The organism is Thermomonas sp. S9 (assembly GCF_024704365.1).
In the GTDB taxonomy this organism is placed as follows: Bacteria; Pseudomonadota; Gammaproteobacteria; order Xanthomonadales; family Xanthomonadaceae; genus Thermomonas.
Genome location: NZ_JAJDFY010000001.1, coordinates 2,053,418 through 2,070,233, shown reverse-complemented (window position 1 = coordinate 2,070,233; position 16,816 = coordinate 2,053,418). Strand labels below are relative to the sequence as shown.

Annotated in this window: 11 protein-coding genes and 1 pseudogene; 10 read left to right on the top strand and 2 right to left on the bottom strand. The window is 70.0% G+C overall.

Going from position 1 to position 16,816, the window contains the following annotated elements; all coding sequences use genetic code 11:
- Positions 1–26: 26 nt before the first annotated feature.
- The 5 genes and pseudogenes from LJB71_RS10260 (at position 27) to LJB71_RS10240 (ending at position 5,938) form a co-directional block, all read left to right on the top strand.
- A complete protein-coding gene (locus LJB71_RS10260) occupies positions 27–1,232 on the top strand; it encodes an argininosuccinate synthase (RefSeq protein ID WP_259304794.1) in 1,206 nt (401 codons plus the stop codon).
- A complete protein-coding gene (locus LJB71_RS10255) occupies positions 1,225–2,319 on the top strand; it encodes an acetylornithine deacetylase (RefSeq protein WP_259304113.1) in 1,095 nt (364 codons plus the stop codon). Before LJB71_RS10260 ends, LJB71_RS10255 begins: the two co-directional genes overlap by 8 nt.
- 82 nt (positions 2,320–2,401) lie before the next feature.
- A pseudogene (locus tag LJB71_RS10250) lies at positions 2,402–3,687 on the top strand (acetylglutamate kinase).
- Positions 3,684–4,646, top strand: coding sequence for an N-acetyl-gamma-glutamyl-phosphate reductase (gene argC / locus LJB71_RS10245; protein WP_259304112.1), 963 nt, complete (start codon positions 3,684–3,686; stop codon positions 4,644–4,646). The pseudogene LJB71_RS10250 and the gene argC overlap by 4 nt, the downstream one beginning before the upstream one ends.
- The gene (locus LJB71_RS10240) at positions 4,643–5,938 is read left to right on the top strand and encodes an argininosuccinate lyase (protein WP_259304111.1); all 1,296 of its coding nucleotides are present in this window, start codon (positions 4,643–4,645) and stop codon (positions 5,936–5,938) included. The genes argC and LJB71_RS10240 overlap by 4 nt, the downstream gene beginning before the upstream one ends.
- 62 nt (positions 5,939–6,000) lie before the next feature.
- Here LJB71_RS10240 and motB read toward each other — a convergent pair whose 3' ends face one another.
- On the bottom strand, positions 6,001–6,966 hold the full coding sequence (gene motB, locus LJB71_RS10235) for a flagellar motor protein MotB (RefSeq protein ID WP_259304110.1): 966 nt from the start codon (positions 6,964–6,966) through the stop codon (positions 6,001–6,003).
- A 3-nt stretch (positions 6,967–6,969) separates the two neighbouring features.
- A complete protein-coding gene (gene motA / locus LJB71_RS10230; RefSeq protein ID WP_259304109.1) occupies positions 6,970–7,824 on the bottom strand; it encodes a flagellar motor stator protein MotA in 855 nt (284 codons plus the stop codon).
- Positions 7,825–8,094: 270 nt separating this feature from the next.
- Between motA and LJB71_RS10225 the strand changes: the two genes are divergently transcribed.
- The 5 genes from LJB71_RS10225 (at position 8,095) to LJB71_RS10205 (ending at position 16,662) form a co-directional block, all read left to right on the top strand.
- Positions 8,095–9,039 carry a tetratricopeptide repeat protein gene (locus LJB71_RS10225; protein WP_259304108.1) on the top strand — a complete coding sequence of 315 codons (945 nt, stop codon included), beginning with the start codon at positions 8,095–8,097 and terminating at the stop codon, positions 9,037–9,039.
- Positions 8,969–10,288, top strand: a complete 1,320-nt coding sequence (locus LJB71_RS10220; protein ID WP_310649445.1) for a CHAT domain-containing protein — start codon at positions 8,969–8,971, stop codon at positions 10,286–10,288. The genes LJB71_RS10225 and LJB71_RS10220 overlap by 71 nt, the downstream gene beginning before the upstream one ends.
- A gap of 41 nt (positions 10,289–10,329) precedes the next feature.
- Positions 10,330–11,247: a POTRA domain-containing protein gene (locus LJB71_RS10215; protein ID WP_259304107.1), complete on the top strand. Its 918-nt coding sequence runs from the start codon at positions 10,330–10,332 to the stop codon at positions 11,245–11,247.
- On the top strand, positions 11,163–12,017 hold the full coding sequence (locus tag LJB71_RS10210) for a ShlB/FhaC/HecB family hemolysin secretion/activation protein (protein ID WP_310649444.1): 855 nt from the start codon (positions 11,163–11,165) through the stop codon (positions 12,015–12,017). The genes LJB71_RS10215 and LJB71_RS10210 overlap by 85 nt, the downstream gene beginning before the upstream one ends.
- A gap of 301 nt (positions 12,018–12,318) precedes the next feature.
- Complete coding sequence (locus LJB71_RS10205; protein WP_310649443.1) at positions 12,319–16,662, top strand: MBG domain-containing protein; 4,344 nt, start codon at positions 12,319–12,321, stop codon at positions 16,660–16,662.
- The last annotated feature ends 154 nt before the right edge of the window (positions 16,663–16,816 follow it).

Genomic DNA, 16,816 nt, shown 5'->3' with positions numbered 1-16,816 from the left:
GACGGCTCCCCCACGATTCCCGCGACATCGTCCTCGCCTTCTCCGGCGGCCTGGATACCAGTTTCTGCGTGCCCTACCTGCAGGAGCAGGGTTGGACCGTCCACACTGTGTTCGCCGACACCGGCGGCGTGGATGCCGAGGAACGCGCCGCCATCGAGGCGCGCGCCGCCGAACTGGGCGTGGCCTCGCACGTCACCGTGGACGGCGGCCCGGCGCTGTGGGCCGGCTTCGTCAAGCCGTTCGTGTGGGCCGGCGAACCGTACCAGGGCCAGTACCCGCTGCTGGTGTCCGACCGCTACCTGATCGTGGACGCCACCCTGGCGCGCGCGCGCGAACTGGGCACCAATGCGGTCGCGCACGGCTGCACCGGGATGGGCAACGACCAGGTGCGCTTCGACCTGGCGGTGAAAGCGCAGGGCGATTACCGCATCGTGGCCCCGATCCGCGAGATCCAGAAGGCGCATCCGCAGACCCGCGCCCATGAACAGGCCTATCTGGAGGCACGCGGCTTTTCCGTGCTGACCCGGCAGAAGGCCTACACCATCAACGAAAACCTGCTGGGCGTGACCCTGTCCGGCGGCGAGATCGACGCCTGGGAAGCGCCGGGCGAAGGCGCGCGCGGCTGGTGCGCGCGCCGCGAGCAGTGGCCGCTCGAGCCGCTGGAGGTGGCGCTGCGCTTCGAGCATGGCGAGGCGGTGGCGCTGGACGGCACGCGGCTTCCGGGCGAGAAGCTCCTGGCCAAGCTCAACACCATGTTCGCCCAGTACGGGGTCGGTCGCGGGATGTACACCGGCGACACCACGATCGGGCTGAAGGGCCGGATCGTGTTCGAGGCCCCCGGCCTGGCCGCGCTGCTCACCGCGCACCGCGCGCTGGAGGAGGCGGTGCTGACCAAGCAGCAGAACCGCTTCAAGCCCGAGGTGGCGCGCAAGTGGGTGGAGCTGGTCTATGAAGGGTTCTATCACGATCCGCTCAAGACCGACCTGGAAGCGTTCCTGGCGTCCAGCCAGCGCATGGTCAATGGCGAAGTGCTGCTGCGCACCCGTGGTGGCCGCGTCGATGCGGTTGCGGTGCGCTCGCCGCATATCCTCACCAGCAGGAACGCGACATACGCGCAGTCGGCCGACTGGGGCGTGGAGGAGGCCGAAGGCTTCATCAAGCTGCTGGGCATGAGCAGCACCCTGTGGGCCGAGGTCAACGGCGGGAAGATTGGCGGGCAGGGCGGTGGCTGACATGCTCGACGTGGTTCTGCGCCACCTCGACGCGCTGGTGGCGTTCGACACCCGCAACCCGCCGCGCCGGATCGGCACCTGCGGGATCTTCGACTACATTCGCGCCCAGTTGCCGGGCTTTCAGTGCGAGGTGACCGATCACGGCGATGGTGCGGTGTCGCTGTTGGCCGTGCGCGGCGCGCCGACCCGGGTGTTCAACGTGCATCTGGACACGGTGCCGTCCTCGGATGCCTGGAGCGCCGATCCGCTGCGCCTGCGGGTGACCGGCGAGCGCGCGATCGGGCTGGGCGCCTGCGACATCAAGGGCGCGGCGGCCGGCCTGCTGGCCGCGGCCAGCGCCACCACCGGCGATGTCGCGTTCCTGTTCTCCAGCGACGAGGAGGCCAACGATGCGCGCTGCATCGCCGCCTTCCTCGCCGGGGACCGTGGCTTCAGCGAGGCGATCATCGCCGAGCCCACCCGCTGTCAGGCGGTGCTGGCCCATCGCGGTATCAGTTCGGTGCTGCTGAGGTTCAGGGGCGAGGCCGGGCACGCCTCCGGCGCCCACGCGCTGCAGGCCAATGCGCTGCACCAGGCGATGCGCTGGGGCTGCGCGGCGCTGGCACTGGTCGAAGCCGAGTCCGGTGCGCGCTTCGGCGGGCTGACCGGCCTGCGCTTCAACATCGGCAAGATCGAAGGGGGCATCAAGGCCAACGTGATCGCGCCGAGCGCGGAGGTGCGCTTCGGGTTCCGGCCGCTGCCGTCGCACGACATCGACGCGCTGCACCTCCGCTTCGGTGCCTGCGCCGCGCCCGGCGCGCTGGAACGCTACGAGGAAACCTTCCGCGGCCCGCCGCTGCCGGCCGGTCCAGCAGCCGATGCCGAGCCGCGCAGGCAAGCCGCGCAGGCGCTGGCCGAACGCCTGGGCCTGGCGGTCGGCCCGGCGGTCGATTTCTGGACCGAGGCCGCGCTGTTCTCGCAGGCCGGCCTGACCGCGCTTGTCTATGGGCCCGGCGACATCGCCCAGGCGCATGCCGCCGATGAGTGGGTGGCGCTGGAGCAGCTGCAGCGCTATGCCGAGTCCATCACCCGCCTCCTCGGGAACTAAAGCCACCGTGACGCCGATCCTCCATCCCCACGCCGTGCACGACCCGCAGACGCGGCAAACCATCGTGCGCCTGCTGTCCAGCATGGGCAGCGCCAAGGAGATCCAGCAGTATCTCAAGCGGTTCTCGCAGCTGGATGCCGCACGATTCGCAGTGGTCAAGGTCGGCGGCGCGGTGCTGCGCGATGATCTGGAGGCGCTGGTGTCGTCGCTGGCCTTTTTGCAGGACGTCGGCCTGACCCCGATCGTGATCCACGGCGCCGGCCCGCAGCTGGACCTGGAGCTGGCCGCCGCCGGCATCGAAAAGCAGACCATCGACGGCCTGCGCGTCACCTCGCCGCAGGCGCTGGCCATCGTGCGCCGGGTGTTCCATGCGCAGAACCTGAAGCTGGTGGAAGCGCTGCAGGCAAGCGACGCGCGCGCGACATCGATCGTATCCGGCGTGTTCGAGGCCGACTACCTCGACCGCGAACGCTACGGGCTGGTGGGCGAGGTCAGGCGGGTCGAGCTGGCGCCGATCCAGGCCAGCCTACAGGCCGGCTCGATCCCGGTGATCGCCTCGCTGGGCGAGACGCGCGGGGACAGATCCTCAACATCAATGCCGACTTCGCCGCCAATGCCCTGGTCAGGCAGCTGCAGCCGTACAAGATCGTGTTCCTGACCGGCACCGGCGGGCTGCTGGATGCCGGCGGCAAGGTGATCGATTCGATCAACCTGTCCACCGAGTACGACCACCTGATGCAGCAGCCGTGGATCGACGGTGGCATGCGGGTGAAGCTCGCGCAGATCAAGGATCTGCTGGACGGCCTGCCGCAGGCCTCGTCGGTGTCGATCACGCGCCCGGCGGAACTGGCCAAGGAGCTGTTCACGCACAAGGGCTCGGGCACGCTGGTGCGGCGCGGCGAGCGCGTGCTGCAGGGCGAGGCGTGGGGCGATTTCGACCTGCCGCGCCTGCGCGCGCTGATCGAATCCGCGTTCGGGCGCAAGCTGCTGCCCGACTACTTCGAGACCACCGCGCTGCATCGTGCCTACGTCAGCGAGCACTACCGCGCGGCGGTGATCCTCACCTGCGAGGACGCGGGCCTGTATCTGGACAAGTTCGCGGTGCTGGACGAGGCGCAGGGCGAGGGGCTGGGCCGCGCGGTGTGGCAGGTGATGCGCGCGCAGACCCCGGCGCTGTTCTGGCGTTCGCGCCACGGCAATCCGGTGAATGCGTTCTACGATGCCGAATCCGACGGCTGCATCAAACAGGCGAAGTGGAAGGTGTACTGGTACGGGCAGGCCGGCTTCGACCGCATCGCACGCTACGTGGCGCATTGCGCGCAGCGGCCCGCCACCTTGAAGGATGCGGTGCTGGAGGGCCAGGCATGAAAACCTTGCGGATCGGGATCGTGGGGGCGCGCGGCCACGTGGGCGCGGAGCTGATCGGCCTGTTGGCCCGGCATCCGGCCTTCGAACTGGCCTACGTCACCTCGCGCGAGCTGGCGGGGCGCGCGCTGGCCGACCACGTGCCCGGCTACCGCGGCGGGCTGCACTACACCTCACCCGCCTACGAATCCCTGCCCGAGCTGGGCGCGGACGCGGTGGTGCTGGCGCTGCCCAACGGCAAGGCCGGGCAGATCGTGCAGCAGTTCGACGCCGCCGGCGCGGATGCGGTGCTGCTGGACCTGTCGGCGGACTACCGCTTCGATCCCGACTGGTACTACGGCCTGCCGGAGCTGACCCGTGCCCGCTACGCTGGCCAGCGCCGGATCAGCAATCCCGGCTGCTACGCCACCGCGATGCAGCTGGCGATCGCGCCGATGCTGGGCGTGCTGGACGGGCCGGTGCAGTGCTTCGGCGTGTCCGGGTATTCCGGCGCCGGCACCACGCCGTCCGAGCGCAACGACCCGGCGCTGCTGCGCGACAACCTGATGCCGTACGCGCTGACCGGGCATCTGCACGAGCGCGAGGTCGCGCACGCGCTGGGGCATCCGGTGGAATTCATGCCGCACGTGGCGCCGCATTTCCGCGGACTCACCGTCACCTGCAACCTGCACCTGGCGATCGCGTTCGAGCGCGCCGAGGTGCTGGCGCGCTACCGCGGCCGCTATGCCGGCGAGCGCCTGGTGCGGGTGCAGGAGCCGGCGCCGTGGGTCAGCCGCATCGCCGGCGCGCAGCACGTCGAGCTGGGCGGGTTCGCGCTGTCCGCCGACGGCCGCCGGCTGGTGGTGGTGGCGACCGAGGACAATCTGCTCAAGGGCGCGGCGACGCAGGCGCTGCAGAACCTCAACCTGGCGTTCGGGTTCGACGAACGGACGGGCATTCCCCTGGCCCCGGAGGCGGCATGAGCGATTTGCTGTGGCAAAAACCCGGCGTGCAGGTGGATGCCGGCATCCAGGCCTTCCTGGCCGGCGACGACGTGCTGCTGGACCGCGAGTTCTTCCTGCACGACATCGCCGCCAGCGCCGCGCATGCCGAAGGGCTGCAGCGCATCGGCATGCTCACCGCGGTCGAGCTGGGCGACCTCAAGCGCGAGCTGGCCACGCTGGCCGAGGATTTTCGCAGCGGTGCGTTCGTGCTGGACGCGCGCTTCGAGGACGGCCACTCCGCGATCGAGGCGCGCCTGACCGAGCGCCTGGGCGATGCCGGCCGCAAGATCCACGCCGGGCGCAGCCGCAACGACCAGGTGCTGGTGGCCACCCGGCTGTGGCTGAAGGCGCAGCTGGCACGGCTGGCGGCGGTGGCGGGGAGCATCGCGAAGATCGCGCTGGACCGCGCCGAGGCGGAACAGTCGCTGCCGCTGCCGGGCTATACCCACCTCCAGCGCGCGGTCGTCTCCTCTGCCGGCATGTGGTGGGCGGGCTGGGCCGAGGCCTTCATCGACGATGCAGTGCGCGCGCGCGACACCCTGGCGCTGGTGGACTGCAATCCGCTGGGCACCGCCGCCGGCTACGGCGTCAACCTGCGGCTGGACCGCGAGCACACCACCCGCGCGCTGGGCTTCGCGCGCATGCAGGTGTCGCCGGTGTATGCGCAGCTTTCGCGCGGCAAGTTCGAGCTGGCGGCGCTGGAGGCGCTCGGCAGCGCCACCCTCGACCTGCGCCGGATCGCCTGGGACCTGTCGCTGTTCACCAGCGCCGAGTTCGGCTTCGTCGCCCTGCCAGCGCAGTACACCACCGGCAGCTCGATCATGCCCAACAAGCGCAACCCGGACGTGATCGAGCTGCTGCGCGCCACCCATGCCAGCGTGGCGGCGGCGCGCACCGAGATCGAGCAGCTGCTGTCGTTGCCATCGGGCTACCACCGCGACCTGCAGGCGTCCAAGGGCGCGATCGTGCACGGCTTCGGCCGCGGGCTGGCGGCGCTGGAACTGCTGCCGGACCTGCTGGCCAATCTCGAATGGCAGCCGGCGCGGATGCGGGCGGCGATCGATGGCGGTATGTACGCCACCGACGTGGCAGTGGAGGCGGCGATCGCCGGGGTGCCGTTCCGCGTGGCCTACAAGGCCGCGGCTGCGGATGCTGCGGCCGCCGGGCAGGGGCGCACGCCGGAAGGTTCGCTGGCCGCGCGCACCTCGCCCGGCGCGGCCGCCGATCTCCGCCTGCACGAACTGCGGCAGCGGTGGGACGCGCTGGGCTGATGGGGGAGCCGCCATACGGCGGCACCGTCAGCCGGGTCGCGTCGCTGATTTACGGCACTCCCTCACGGGGTGCTGGCGGCGGACACGGGAGCCGCGGCCGGGGATGCCGCGCCCGGGAGCGCCGGTACCGGATTTTCTACCGAGACCGGCAATGCAGCGGTATTGCCCAGCGCCTCGTCTTCCGCGGCCTTGGTCATGACGACGATGCTGATGCGGCGGTTGATCGGGTTCAGCGGGTTTTTCTTGTCGAAGAGCACCGAGGAACCGAACCCCACCACGCGCACCACCTTGTCCGGCTGCATGCCGCCTTCCAGCAGCGCGCGGCGGGCGGCGTTGGCGCGATCGGCGCTGAGCTCCCAGTTGCTGTAGCCGATGCGGTTGGAATAGGTGGCGGTATCGGTATGCCCGGCGATGGTGATCCGGTTGGGCACGCGGTTCACGAAGTTTCCGATCTCATGCAGGATGCCCACGGTATAAGGCATCAGTTTGGCGCTGCCGAGGTCGAACATCGGCCGGTTCTGTTTGTCCACGATCTGGATGCGCAGGCCTTCGGGCGTGATGTCCAGCAGCAGCTGGTCCTTGAACGGCTCCAGCGCCTGGCTTTTCGAAATGGCTTCCTGCAGCTCCTTCATCAGCTCTTCCAGCCGCTTCTGCTCCTGCAGCTTGCCGGAGGCGTTCGGATCGTCCTGGCGCGGCGCGCGGGTCAGCTGCTTGCCGTCGTTCTTGGGCAGCTCCATGGTGCCGCCGAGCTTGATCATCGAGGTGCTGGCGCCGCCGGGCCTGTTCTGGCCCTGCGCCCTGACCGTGCTCTCGCCGGCCACGGGGCTGGGGTTCTTGAAGTAGTCGGAGATCGCCTCGCGCTGCTTGGTGGTGAGCGCGCCCACCAGCCACATCACCAGGAAGAACGCCATCATCGCGGTCACGAAGTCGGCATAGGCCACCTTCCAGGAGCCGCCGTGGTGGCCGCCGCCCTGGACCTTCTTGATCCGGCGCACGATGACCGTGGATTTCTCGCCCTTGGCCGCCATCGTTTATTTCAGCGTCTTCAGGTGCTGCTCGAACTCGAGGAAGCCCGGGCGCAGGTCGGTGGGCACGGTCTTGCGCGCGAATTCCAGCGCGATCTTCGGCGGGTAGCCGCGCAGGCTGGCCAGCAGGGCGGTCTTCACCGACTCGTAGATGCGCGAATCCTGCTCGGCGCGGGCCTCGATGGCGAAGGCCAGCGGCCCCACGAAGCCGTAGGCCAGCAGGATGCCGAGGAAGGTGCCCACCAGCGCGCCGGCGACGTGCGCGCCGACCTGCGCGATGTCGCCGCCGATCGAGCCCATGGTGATGACGATGCCCAGCACCGCGGCCACGATGCCGAAGCCGGGCAGGCTGTCGGCCACCCGCGTCAGCGCGTGCGCCGGCGCCAGTGCCTCGTGGTGGTGTTTTTCCAGCTCCAGCTCCAGCAGCGGCTCGAGCTCGTGCGGCTCGATGTTGGAGCCGATCATCAACCGCAGGCAGTCGGTGATGAAATCCATCAGGTGATGGTCTTTCTGGATGTCCGGGTACGCGGAGAACAGCGCGCTTCCCGCCGGATTTTCCACGTGGCTTTCCAGCGCCATGAAACCTTCCTTGCGCGCGCGGTTCAGCAGCTCGTACAGCAGGCTCAGCGCGTTCAGGTAATCAGCGCTCTTGTAGCGCGGCCCCTTGAATACCCCCACGATGGCGGCCACGGTCTCCTTCACGGTCTTGACCGGAGTGCCGACCAGGAACGCGCCGATCGCGGCGCCGCCGATGATCACGAATTCGAACGGCTGCCACAGGGCGGCCAGTCTTCCGTGCGATCCGACGAAACCGCCGACCACGCTGAGCAGGACGACGGCGAAGCCAACGAGGATGAGCATGCGCGGGCGAGGCGGGGCAGGCAGGGGAACCCGCATTATTGCCGGTGGGCGCGGCTTTTGTAATCCCGCGATCCATGGATTCGAAGGCCGCCGGCAACCAGGCGAAGGGCGGCGGATGCAGGCTGCGGATACGGCATCCGTCGCAGCCGGCGGACAGCCGGGCATACCCAGTTCGCGCTATGCCTTATCGCGAATAGGCCGGATGGCGATGGCTTCCTAGACTCCCGTGATCGTGCAGGCCGGGCCTGCCATCTGCCGGGAGTGGTCCCTATGCCCCGAACGCCCTGCCTTCTGCTGGGTCTGCTGTGGCTCGGCCTGGCGCTGCCGCCGGTGCAGGCCGGCTGCGCACCGGCCGCGGCGCTGGCCGCCGTCGGCGTGCCGGTACAGGCCATTCAGACGCCGCCGTCGCAGCCCTCGGCCGCGCCTGCCGCCGATGCGACCCGCGAGGCGCGCGAAGTGCTGGCCGCCATCGGCCGGCTGGACGATGCCGACACCGCGCTGTCGCTGGCGGCCGAAGGCGCGGCGCTGTATGCGCGCGAGCCGGTCAAGCTGGATGGCTACGCCTATTGCAGCCAGGCGGTGGAGCTGGCCGAGCGGGGCGAGTTCCGCGAGAGCGCACGCGCGGCCAGCAAGGCCCTGCACGTGGCCCTGCAGACCGGCAATCTGGATTTGCTCGGCAAGGCCTACCGCGACCTCGCCATCGCCTTCAACTACGCGGGCCAGCTCGAGCGGGCCGAGCAGTTCGCCAACCTGGCACTGAAATATCCCGGGCTGGAACCGCCGCTGGTGAACGGCCCGGCGCGCAAGGTGCTGGGCGACGTGCGCACCCGCCAGGGCCGCTATCCCGAGGCGATCGCCGCCTACGAGCAGGCGCTGCGGGACAGCTCGCCGCGGTTCGCGCCGCTGGTGCAGGCCTCGCTGGCCAATGCCCTGATCCTCGCCGGCGACCTGGCGCGCGCGCGCCACCCTGGACGCCCTGCCGCCGCCGCCGGACGCGGCCCAGCGCGCGCAGCTGCAGCGCACCCGCGGCCGGCTGCTGCTGGCCGAAGGCAAGCCGGCCGAGGCATTGGCGGTGTACCGCGAGCTGGCGCAAGCGCCGGTCTCCGGCGACGAGGGGTTCTATCGGGCGTGGGCGCTGGACGGCATGGCGCGCAGCGAGCAGGCCCTGGGTCAGGACGCCGCGGCCGCGCAGGCGCTGGACCAGGCGATCGATGAATTCGACAAGGCGCGCGCACAGTTCCGCAGCGACGAGTTCAAGATGGGCCTGTTCTCCGACCTGCAGTCGGTGTTCGAGCGCGCGATCGCCTTGCACAGCAGACTCGGGCAGCCGGCGCAGGCGTTCGACATCAGCGAGCGCAGCCGCGCCCGCGCGCTGCTGGACGCGGTGGCCGGGCGCGCCCAGATCGATCGCGGCGAGGCGGCCGCGCTGGATGCCGACACCCTGCGCGCGATGCTGCGGCCGGACGAGGTGGTGGTGGCCTACCACACCCTGCCGGACCGCCTGCTGGCCTGGGTGCTGACCCGCGACGGCGTGCGCGAGGTGACGTTCCCGGTGGCGCTGCCGCGCGCCGACCTGGCGCGGCTGGTGGACGCCTACCGCGATGCGCTGATCCGGATCAGCCCCAATGCACAGGCGGTCAGCGACAAGATCGGCCAGCTGCTGCTGGCGCCGCTGCAGGTGCCGGCCGGCAAGCGGCTGGTGATCGTCCCGCACGGGCCGCTGCATTACCTGCCGTTCCAGGCCCTGCGGCTGGACGGGCAGTACCTGATCGAGCGCAACCCGATCTCGATCGCGCCATCGATCAGCATCGCCGCACGGCTGGCCCAGCGCACGCCGACCGCCTCGGCCCGGCTGCTGGCGTTCGGCAATCCCGCGATCAATCCGGACGTGGCCGATCCGTTGCCCGGCGCCGAACGCGAGGTGCAGGCGCTGGCCCGCCAGTTCCCCGGGGCGCGGCTGTATTTCCGCGAGCAGGCCAACAAGGACAACTTCCTGAAGGACGCCCCGTCCTCGCCGCTGGTGCACGTGGCCGCGCATGCGATGGCCGACACCCTCGATCCCCTGCATTCCAAGGTGCTGCTGGCGGACGAGAACGGCCAGCCCAACTACCTGGAGGCGAAGGACGTGATGGGCATGAAGCTGGGCGGGGTGGCGATGGTGGCGCTGTCGGCCTGTGAATCCGGGCTGGGGCGGGTGGAGAACGGCGATGAGGTGCTGGGGTTCACCCGCTCGTTCCTGTCGGCCGGCACCTCGACCCTGCTGGCCTCGCTGTGGCCGGTGTCGGATGCCGCCACCGAACAGCTGATGACCACGCTGTACGCCGACCTCGCCAAGGGCGAGCCGGTGCAGGACGCGATGCGCGATGCCCAACGCGCGGTGCTGGCCAATCCCGAGACCGCGCATCCGTATTACTGGGCGCCGTTCAACCTGATCGGCAACTGGCGGCTGCAGGTGGCGCCGTGAGCGCATGGAGAGCGACGCGGCGTGCCGCGAGGAGCATGACGATGCCGGGCATCAACCGAAATCTGCTGGCACTGGCGGTGGCACTGGGCGGCATGGCCGCGGCGCAGGCCCGGGCGGGCACTGTGCTGCCGGATACGCCCTCCGGCGAGAAATCCGCCGCGGTTCCCGCGTCCGTACCCGCTGCGGCCGATCCGCAGCAGGCGCAGTCCTTGCCAGAACCTCCGATCGCCGCAGCGGCACAGACCAGCTTCGTGCTGCGCGCGGTCGAGTTCAGCGGCGTCAGCGGGGTTCCGGAGGCGGAGCTGCAGGCCGCGGTGGCCGGGTGGATCGGCAAGCCGGTGACGCTGGCGGATCTCGAACAACTGGCCGCGCGCGCGGCGGCAGTCTATCGTCAGCATGGCTTCGCGCTCGCGCAGGTGTTCGTTCCGGTGCAGGAGGTGGTGGATGGGCGCGTGCGCCTGAGTGTGGTCGAAGGCCGGCTGGGCGCGGTGGACATCGAGGTGGCGCCGGAGGCGCCGATCACCCGCGAGCGGGTGGCGCGCACGCTGGCGATCCTGGAGCCCGGCAAGCCGCTCAACAACCGCGACTACGAGCGCGCGATGCTGCTGCTGTCGGACCTACCGGGTATCCGCCCGCAGTCGGCGGTCAGCGTCGGCGACGCATCGGGTAGCAATGATCTGAGCGTGCGCGTGGGCGCGCAGCCCCGTCTGAAATACGGCCTGGAACTGGATGATTACGGCACCCGCGATTCCGGGCGCGTGCGTTTGACCGGCAGCCTGCGCTGGGCCAGCCCGTTCGCGCGCGGCGACAACCTGGACCTGCGGCTGATGATGGCGCAGGGCATGCACACCGCGTTCGGGCGCCTCTCCTACGAATCGCCCGTCGGCTATTCCGGCCTGCGCCTCGGTGGTGGCCTGGCGCGGGTGCAGTACGAGCTGGGGGGCCGTTCGCCCCGCTGAAGCCGACCGGTGTCGGCAATGTGGCGGATCTGTCGTTCAGCTACCCGCTGATCCGCCAGCGCACCACCAACCTGTTCCTGCGTGGTGCCCTCGACGACAAGCATCTGACCGATCGCTTCGAGGCGGTCGGATTCACCACCCGCAAGCGGATCCACGGCATCAGCCTGGGGTTGGCGTTCGAGCGCCGTGACCGCTGGGGCGGCGGCGGGTACTCCAGCGTCAATGCGCAGCTCTATCGCGGCAAGCTCGATATCCGCGACCCATTGAGCCGGCTGTTCGACCGCCCGCCGTTCGGCTATGGCACCCAGGGCGAATTCACCAAGTTCACCCTGCAGGCCGCCCGGCTGCAGTACCTGGCGCCACGGCTCAGCCTGTTCCTCGGGCTCGGGCTGCAGCGCGCCAACAAGAATCTGGATGCCTACGAAAAACTCTCGCTGGGTGGCCCCAAGGCGGTGCGCGCCTACGCCATCGGCGAGGTGCTGGTGGACGACGGCTGGATCGCCACCGCCGAGCTGCGGCATCCGCTGAGCGCACAGACCACGCTGTTCGCGTTCTATGACGCCGCGCAGGGCGACCAGTTCCACCGCGCGCGGCCGTTCGACCCGGACCTTTCGCGCAGCCTGCGCGGCTATGGGCTCGGGCTGAACTGGAGCAAGCCGGGCAACGTCACCGTCAATCTCAGCGTGGCCTGGCGCGGGACCGGGCCGGGCGTCACCGATGGCGGCGACCGCAATCCGCGGGTGTTCTGGACGATCCAGAAGGCGTTTTGAAGCCGCGGCTCCGGAGGCGTCGTCCGCGACGCTGCCCGGCGTTCAATGGCGTGAAGGGGTTTTTCGAAGGTGTCGGGAAGGTTCCGGGAGAAGACGATGGCCATGCGCATGCACATGAAGACCCGCAAGCAGCTGATGAGCCTGCGCCGCAGGCGCCTGGCGGTGGCGCTGGTCGGCGCGCTGGCGACACCGGCGGTGCTCGCGCAGAGCCTGCCGGACGCAGGCACCGTGACGTCCGGTTCGGCCACCATCAACCAGGCCGGCACCCAGATGACGATCACCCAGACCAGCTCAGGGCGCGATCATCGACTGGGGCAGCTTCAACATCGATCCCGGCTACGGGGTGGTGTTCGACCACCAGCTTGGCGCCAGCAGCGTCACCCTGAACCGGGTCATCGGCTACGGTTTCGGTCCCGGGCCCTCCACCATCGCCGGCACCCTGACCGCCAATGGCCATGTGTTCCTGATCAATCCGGCGGGAATCACCTTTGCAGGGACGGCGCAGGTCAACGTGGGCGCGCTGGTGGCCTCCACGCTGGATCTCAGCGATGCCGATTTCCTGGCCGGCGTCGCCAGCGGGCATTACGCCTTCCAGCCGATGACCGCCAGCGGCAACCAGATCATCCAGGTCGACCAGGGCGCGCAGATCGCCACTGCCGCAGCCGGCACCGTCGCCCTGCTGGGGCGCCAGGTCAGCAACAGCGGCAACATCAGCGCACCCGGTGGCAGCGTGCTGTTCGGCTCGGCCGAGCGCATCACCCTGGATTTCCAGGGCGATGGCCTGACCATGCTCACCATCCAGGGGCCGGGGATCGCCCGGCCGGGAGCGACCGGCTGTCCGTCGCTGCCTTGCCCGGGGCCGGTGTTGCCGCAGCTTGCCAACTTCGGCACGGTGACGGCCGACGGCGGGCAGATCCTGATGCGCACCGCGGCGACCGCGGCGGCCACCGGCGGCACCATCGTCAACGCCGGCACGCTGCGCGCGCAGAGCCTGGTCAGCCGCAACGGCCGCGTCGAGCTCACCTCCGAAGGCGGCCTTGTCGCGCTTGGGCTGCCGTCGCCGGTGGGCAGGGTCGGCGTGATCGATGTCTCCGGCCAGCCCGGTGCATCCGGCGGCAGCGTGCGCATCCGCGGCAGCGATTTCCTGATGTTCAACGATGATCCCAATCCGCTGAATCCCGGGGGCTCCGGCTCCACTGGCAGCCTGATCCAGGCTTCCGGGGGCACGGCGGGCGGGATAGTGGACATCGCCGTGGACAACCTGGCGCGGATCTACTCGCTCTCGACCATCGTGGCGGATGCCAGTCCAGGCAATGGCGGCCGGGTGTCGATCTCGGCTTCCACGATCGAACTGGGCGCGCAGGCCGGCATCAGCGCCAGCAGCAAAGGCGGTGCCGGCGGCCGCATCGACCTGCTGGGCGGCAGCGGCGGAATGTCGCTGTTCGGCACGCTCGCCGCGCGCGGCGTCACCGCGGGCGGGACGATCACCACCAGCACCAGCGCCGACAGTTTCGATTTCCGCGGGCTGCGGGTGGATGCGGGCTCGCCGCTGGCGGCCGGCAGCTGGACGCTGAATCTGCCGGGCGTGACGGTGATCGCCGGCAGCGACTCCGGCGAGCTGGACAGCGCCACTGGCGGCACCTACCTGCAGGATGCCGAACTCAACGCGGCGTTCGCCAACAACACCCGCGTCACCCTCAACTCGGCCGACAGCGTGCTGTTCGACGACGCCCAGATCATCGCGGGCGGCAGCGTCCCGCTGGCGTTCACGGTGAACGCACAGCGCACGATCACGGGCGCCAATTTCTCCATCATCGGCCGCACCGGGCCGCTGGACATGCGCTTCAACGCGGATGCCGGGGCCGTGCATCCGGGCGATGGCTGGATCGACTTCAGCAATGCCACGCTGGACAGCAATGGCGGCGACATCCTGATGTACGGCCAGTCGGATGCGGTCAATGGTTTTGCCAGCGGCGCTTCCAGCGGCATCCGGCTGTATGGCAGCTCGCTCGCGAGCGGTGGCGGCGCCGTGCTGCTGCGTGGCGCCAGTACGGGCGATGCGGCAGGCGCGGGCGATGCCGGGGTGTCGCTGGAGCAGGTGCCGATCGATGCCGGAGGCGGACAGGTCACGATCGCCGGCAGCGGCGCGCAGGCGGCGGCTGGCGTTTACATGCGCGGAGACTTCATCGACCTCCGTGCCGGCGGCGTGGACATCCGCGGGCGCGCCAGCGGCAATGGCGATGGGGTGGCGATCTACGACGTGGGCGTCATCACCAGTGGCGGCGATCTCCTGATCGATGGCGAGGGGGGCGGCGACGGCGTGTTCTGGCGTTCCTATGGCAATGGCCTGTATGCCAACGGCGGCGGCATCCGCGTTCACGGCATCGGTAGCGGCGGCGACGGCGTCGTGCTGGTCGGCAGCCTGGACAGCGGCGGCGGTGCGATCGCCGTCGATGGCCAGGGCGGGCAGGGCAGCGGCGTGGTGTTCCGCAGCGGCTACAGCGGCGGCATCGCCAGCGGCGGTGGCGACATCGACCTGGCCGGCGCCGGCTACGTGAACGGGGTGGCCCTGATCGGGTTCGGCTACGGCAACAACCGCCTCGACAGCGCGGGCGGCACGATCCGCATCGACGGCAGCACCAGCGGCATCGACGGCAGCGGCGTGCGGCTGAATTCGATCCAGGTGCTGGCCGATACGGGTGACATCCACGTCCGCGGCCTGGGGCCACAGGCGGAAGGGGTGCGCATGTCCAATGACAGCCTGCTGCAGACCACCAGCGGTGACATCGACCTGACCAGCGTCGGCTACAACCTCGGTTTTGCGCTGTATGGCGGGCAGATTCTCACCGACACCGGCAACCTTTCGCTGCATGCGCGCGGCCTCGGGGCCGACAGCGACGGTCTGGTGATCGGGCAATACGCCAGCCTGGTGACCAATGGCGGGCAGATCGATCTGGCGGGCGAAGGGGGCAGCGGCGCCGGACTGCGCATCGACGCGCTGGCCACGGTGGATGCCGGCAGCGGGCTGGTCGTGCTGCGCGCCGGCAACGACGGCAGCAGCGATGCCATCCGCATCGATGGCAGCGTGCGTTCGACCACCGGCGTCAACCTGCGCCCGGGCGGGGTGGAGGCAGGCGGACTCGCCTACGACCGGACCGCTGACGGCATCCTGCTGGGCAGCGGCAACGGCTTTGCGCTGGACGATGCCGAACTGGACCGCGTCGCGGCCCCGGAGCTGGTGATCGGCAGCAACCAGCACATCGGTGCGATCCAGGTGCAGCAGGCGATCACCCACGCCGGCAATCTCACCCTGCAGAACGAGGGTGGCAGCGGCGGGATCGACCTGCAGGCCGGGATCGACGTCGGCAATGCCACGCTGGCGCTGCTCGGCGGCGGCAGCATCACCCAGTCCGCCAGCGCCGCGATCCTCGCCCACAGCCTGCTGCTGCGCGCCGGCGGCGACGTGCTGCTGGGCGCGGCCCTGAACGATCTGGCCAGTACCTCGCTGGCCGGCTCCGCAGGCGGGGCCTTCCAGTTCCAGGACGCCAACGGGCTGGCGGTCGGCGCGGTATCGGCGGCCGGCTTCGATGCCGGCAGCGGCAGCCTGGCGAGCGTCGGCAACACGGGCATCGGCGCCGGCGGCAACGTGCTGGTGCGCAATCTCGCCGGCGACCTGGTGCTGAACGCCGGCATCAGCGGTGCCGACATCGACCTGGTGACCGCCGGCACCCTGCAGAACCTGGCTGGTGCGAGTCTTGCCGCCAGCGGCCACTGGCGGGTCTGGGCCAGCACCTGGGTGGGCGAGACCCGCGGCGGGCTGGCCGGCAGCGGCAACCTGCCCAACTACTACGGCTGCGCCTACCTCGGCGCCTGCGGGGTCACCATTTCCGGTGGCGACAACCACTTCATCTACGTGCAGCAGCCCACCGCCTTCATCACCATCGATGACGCGATGCGCGAGTATGGACTGGCCAATCCAGTGTTCGGCTATGGCGTGTCCGGCCTGATCCTGGGGGATCTGGCCGCCTACGCCATCGCCGGCGGCCCGGTCACGGCGGCCACGCCGGGCAGCGACGTTGGCAATTACGCCATCACCGGCAACTTCACTTCGCCGGCCGGCTATGCCATCCAGTGGCTGCCCGGCACGCTGGCCATCACGCCGGCCACCCTGGTGTTCACGGCCGATCCGTTCATGCGGTTCTACGGGTTCCCGAATCCGCTCTTCACCGGCACCATCACCGGGTTCCGCAATGGCGATACCGTACAAAGCGTATTCGGCACCACATCGCCGTGGTATTCGCCGGCCGGGCCGTTTGCTGCGCCGGGGTTCTACCCGATCCTGGGCAGCGGCAATCCGCGCAACTACGTGATCGTGCAGGCGTCGGGCAACACCACCGCGCTGCGGGTGCTGGAGCCGTTGGCGCCGGACCGTCCGATCGACATCGTGGGCGATCCGCCCAACACCTATCTTTACGACCGCAACATCGCGGGCGCACCGATGTGCGCGGTGAATGCGTCGTTGGCCGACGAGAAGCTGGCGGCGACCGGCGATACGCTGGCCAACGAATGGTCGAAGGTGCGCACCCGCCCGAACCTGGTGAACTGCTTCGACAGCGAGCAGCGCAGCCGCTGCGGGGATTTCTGAAGGCGCGTGCCGGGTGGCCGGGGCAGCCACCCGGCCTAGCCCGAACGGCGTATCGAAATCGCCACCCGCGGGGCGCAGACTGCAGGCATGCCGCGTTGTCGCGCATGCCGGCATGGCCCGTCTGCCGCGACCGCTGCAGTCCCGATTGCTTCCA

What these genes read in the sequence shown, in the direction of transcription:
- LJB71_RS10240 (WP_259304111.1), top strand. Translation starts at nt 4,643, where the DNA reads ATGAGCGATTTGCTGTGGCAAAAACCCGGCGTGCAGGTGGATGCCGGC.
- motB (WP_259304110.1), bottom strand. Translation starts at nt 6,966, where the DNA reads ATGGCGGCCAAGGGCGAGAAATCCACGGTCATCGTGCGCCGGATCAAG.
- LJB71_RS10220 (WP_310649445.1), top strand. Translation starts at nt 8,969, where the DNA reads ATGGCGCGCAGCGAGCAGGCCCTGGGTCAGGACGCCGCGGCCGCGCAG.
- argC (WP_259304112.1), top strand. Translation starts at nt 3,684, where the DNA reads ATGAAAACCTTGCGGATCGGGATCGTGGGGGCGCGCGGCCACGTGGGC.
- motA (WP_259304109.1), bottom strand. Translation starts at nt 7,824, where the DNA reads ATGCTCATCCTCGTTGGCTTCGCCGTCGTCCTGCTCAGCGTGGTCGGC.
- LJB71_RS10215 (WP_259304107.1), top strand. Translation starts at nt 10,330, where the DNA reads ATGCCGGGCATCAACCGAAATCTGCTGGCACTGGCGGTGGCACTGGGC.
- LJB71_RS10225 (WP_259304108.1), top strand. Translation starts at nt 8,095, where the DNA reads ATGCCCCGAACGCCCTGCCTTCTGCTGGGTCTGCTGTGGCTCGGCCTG.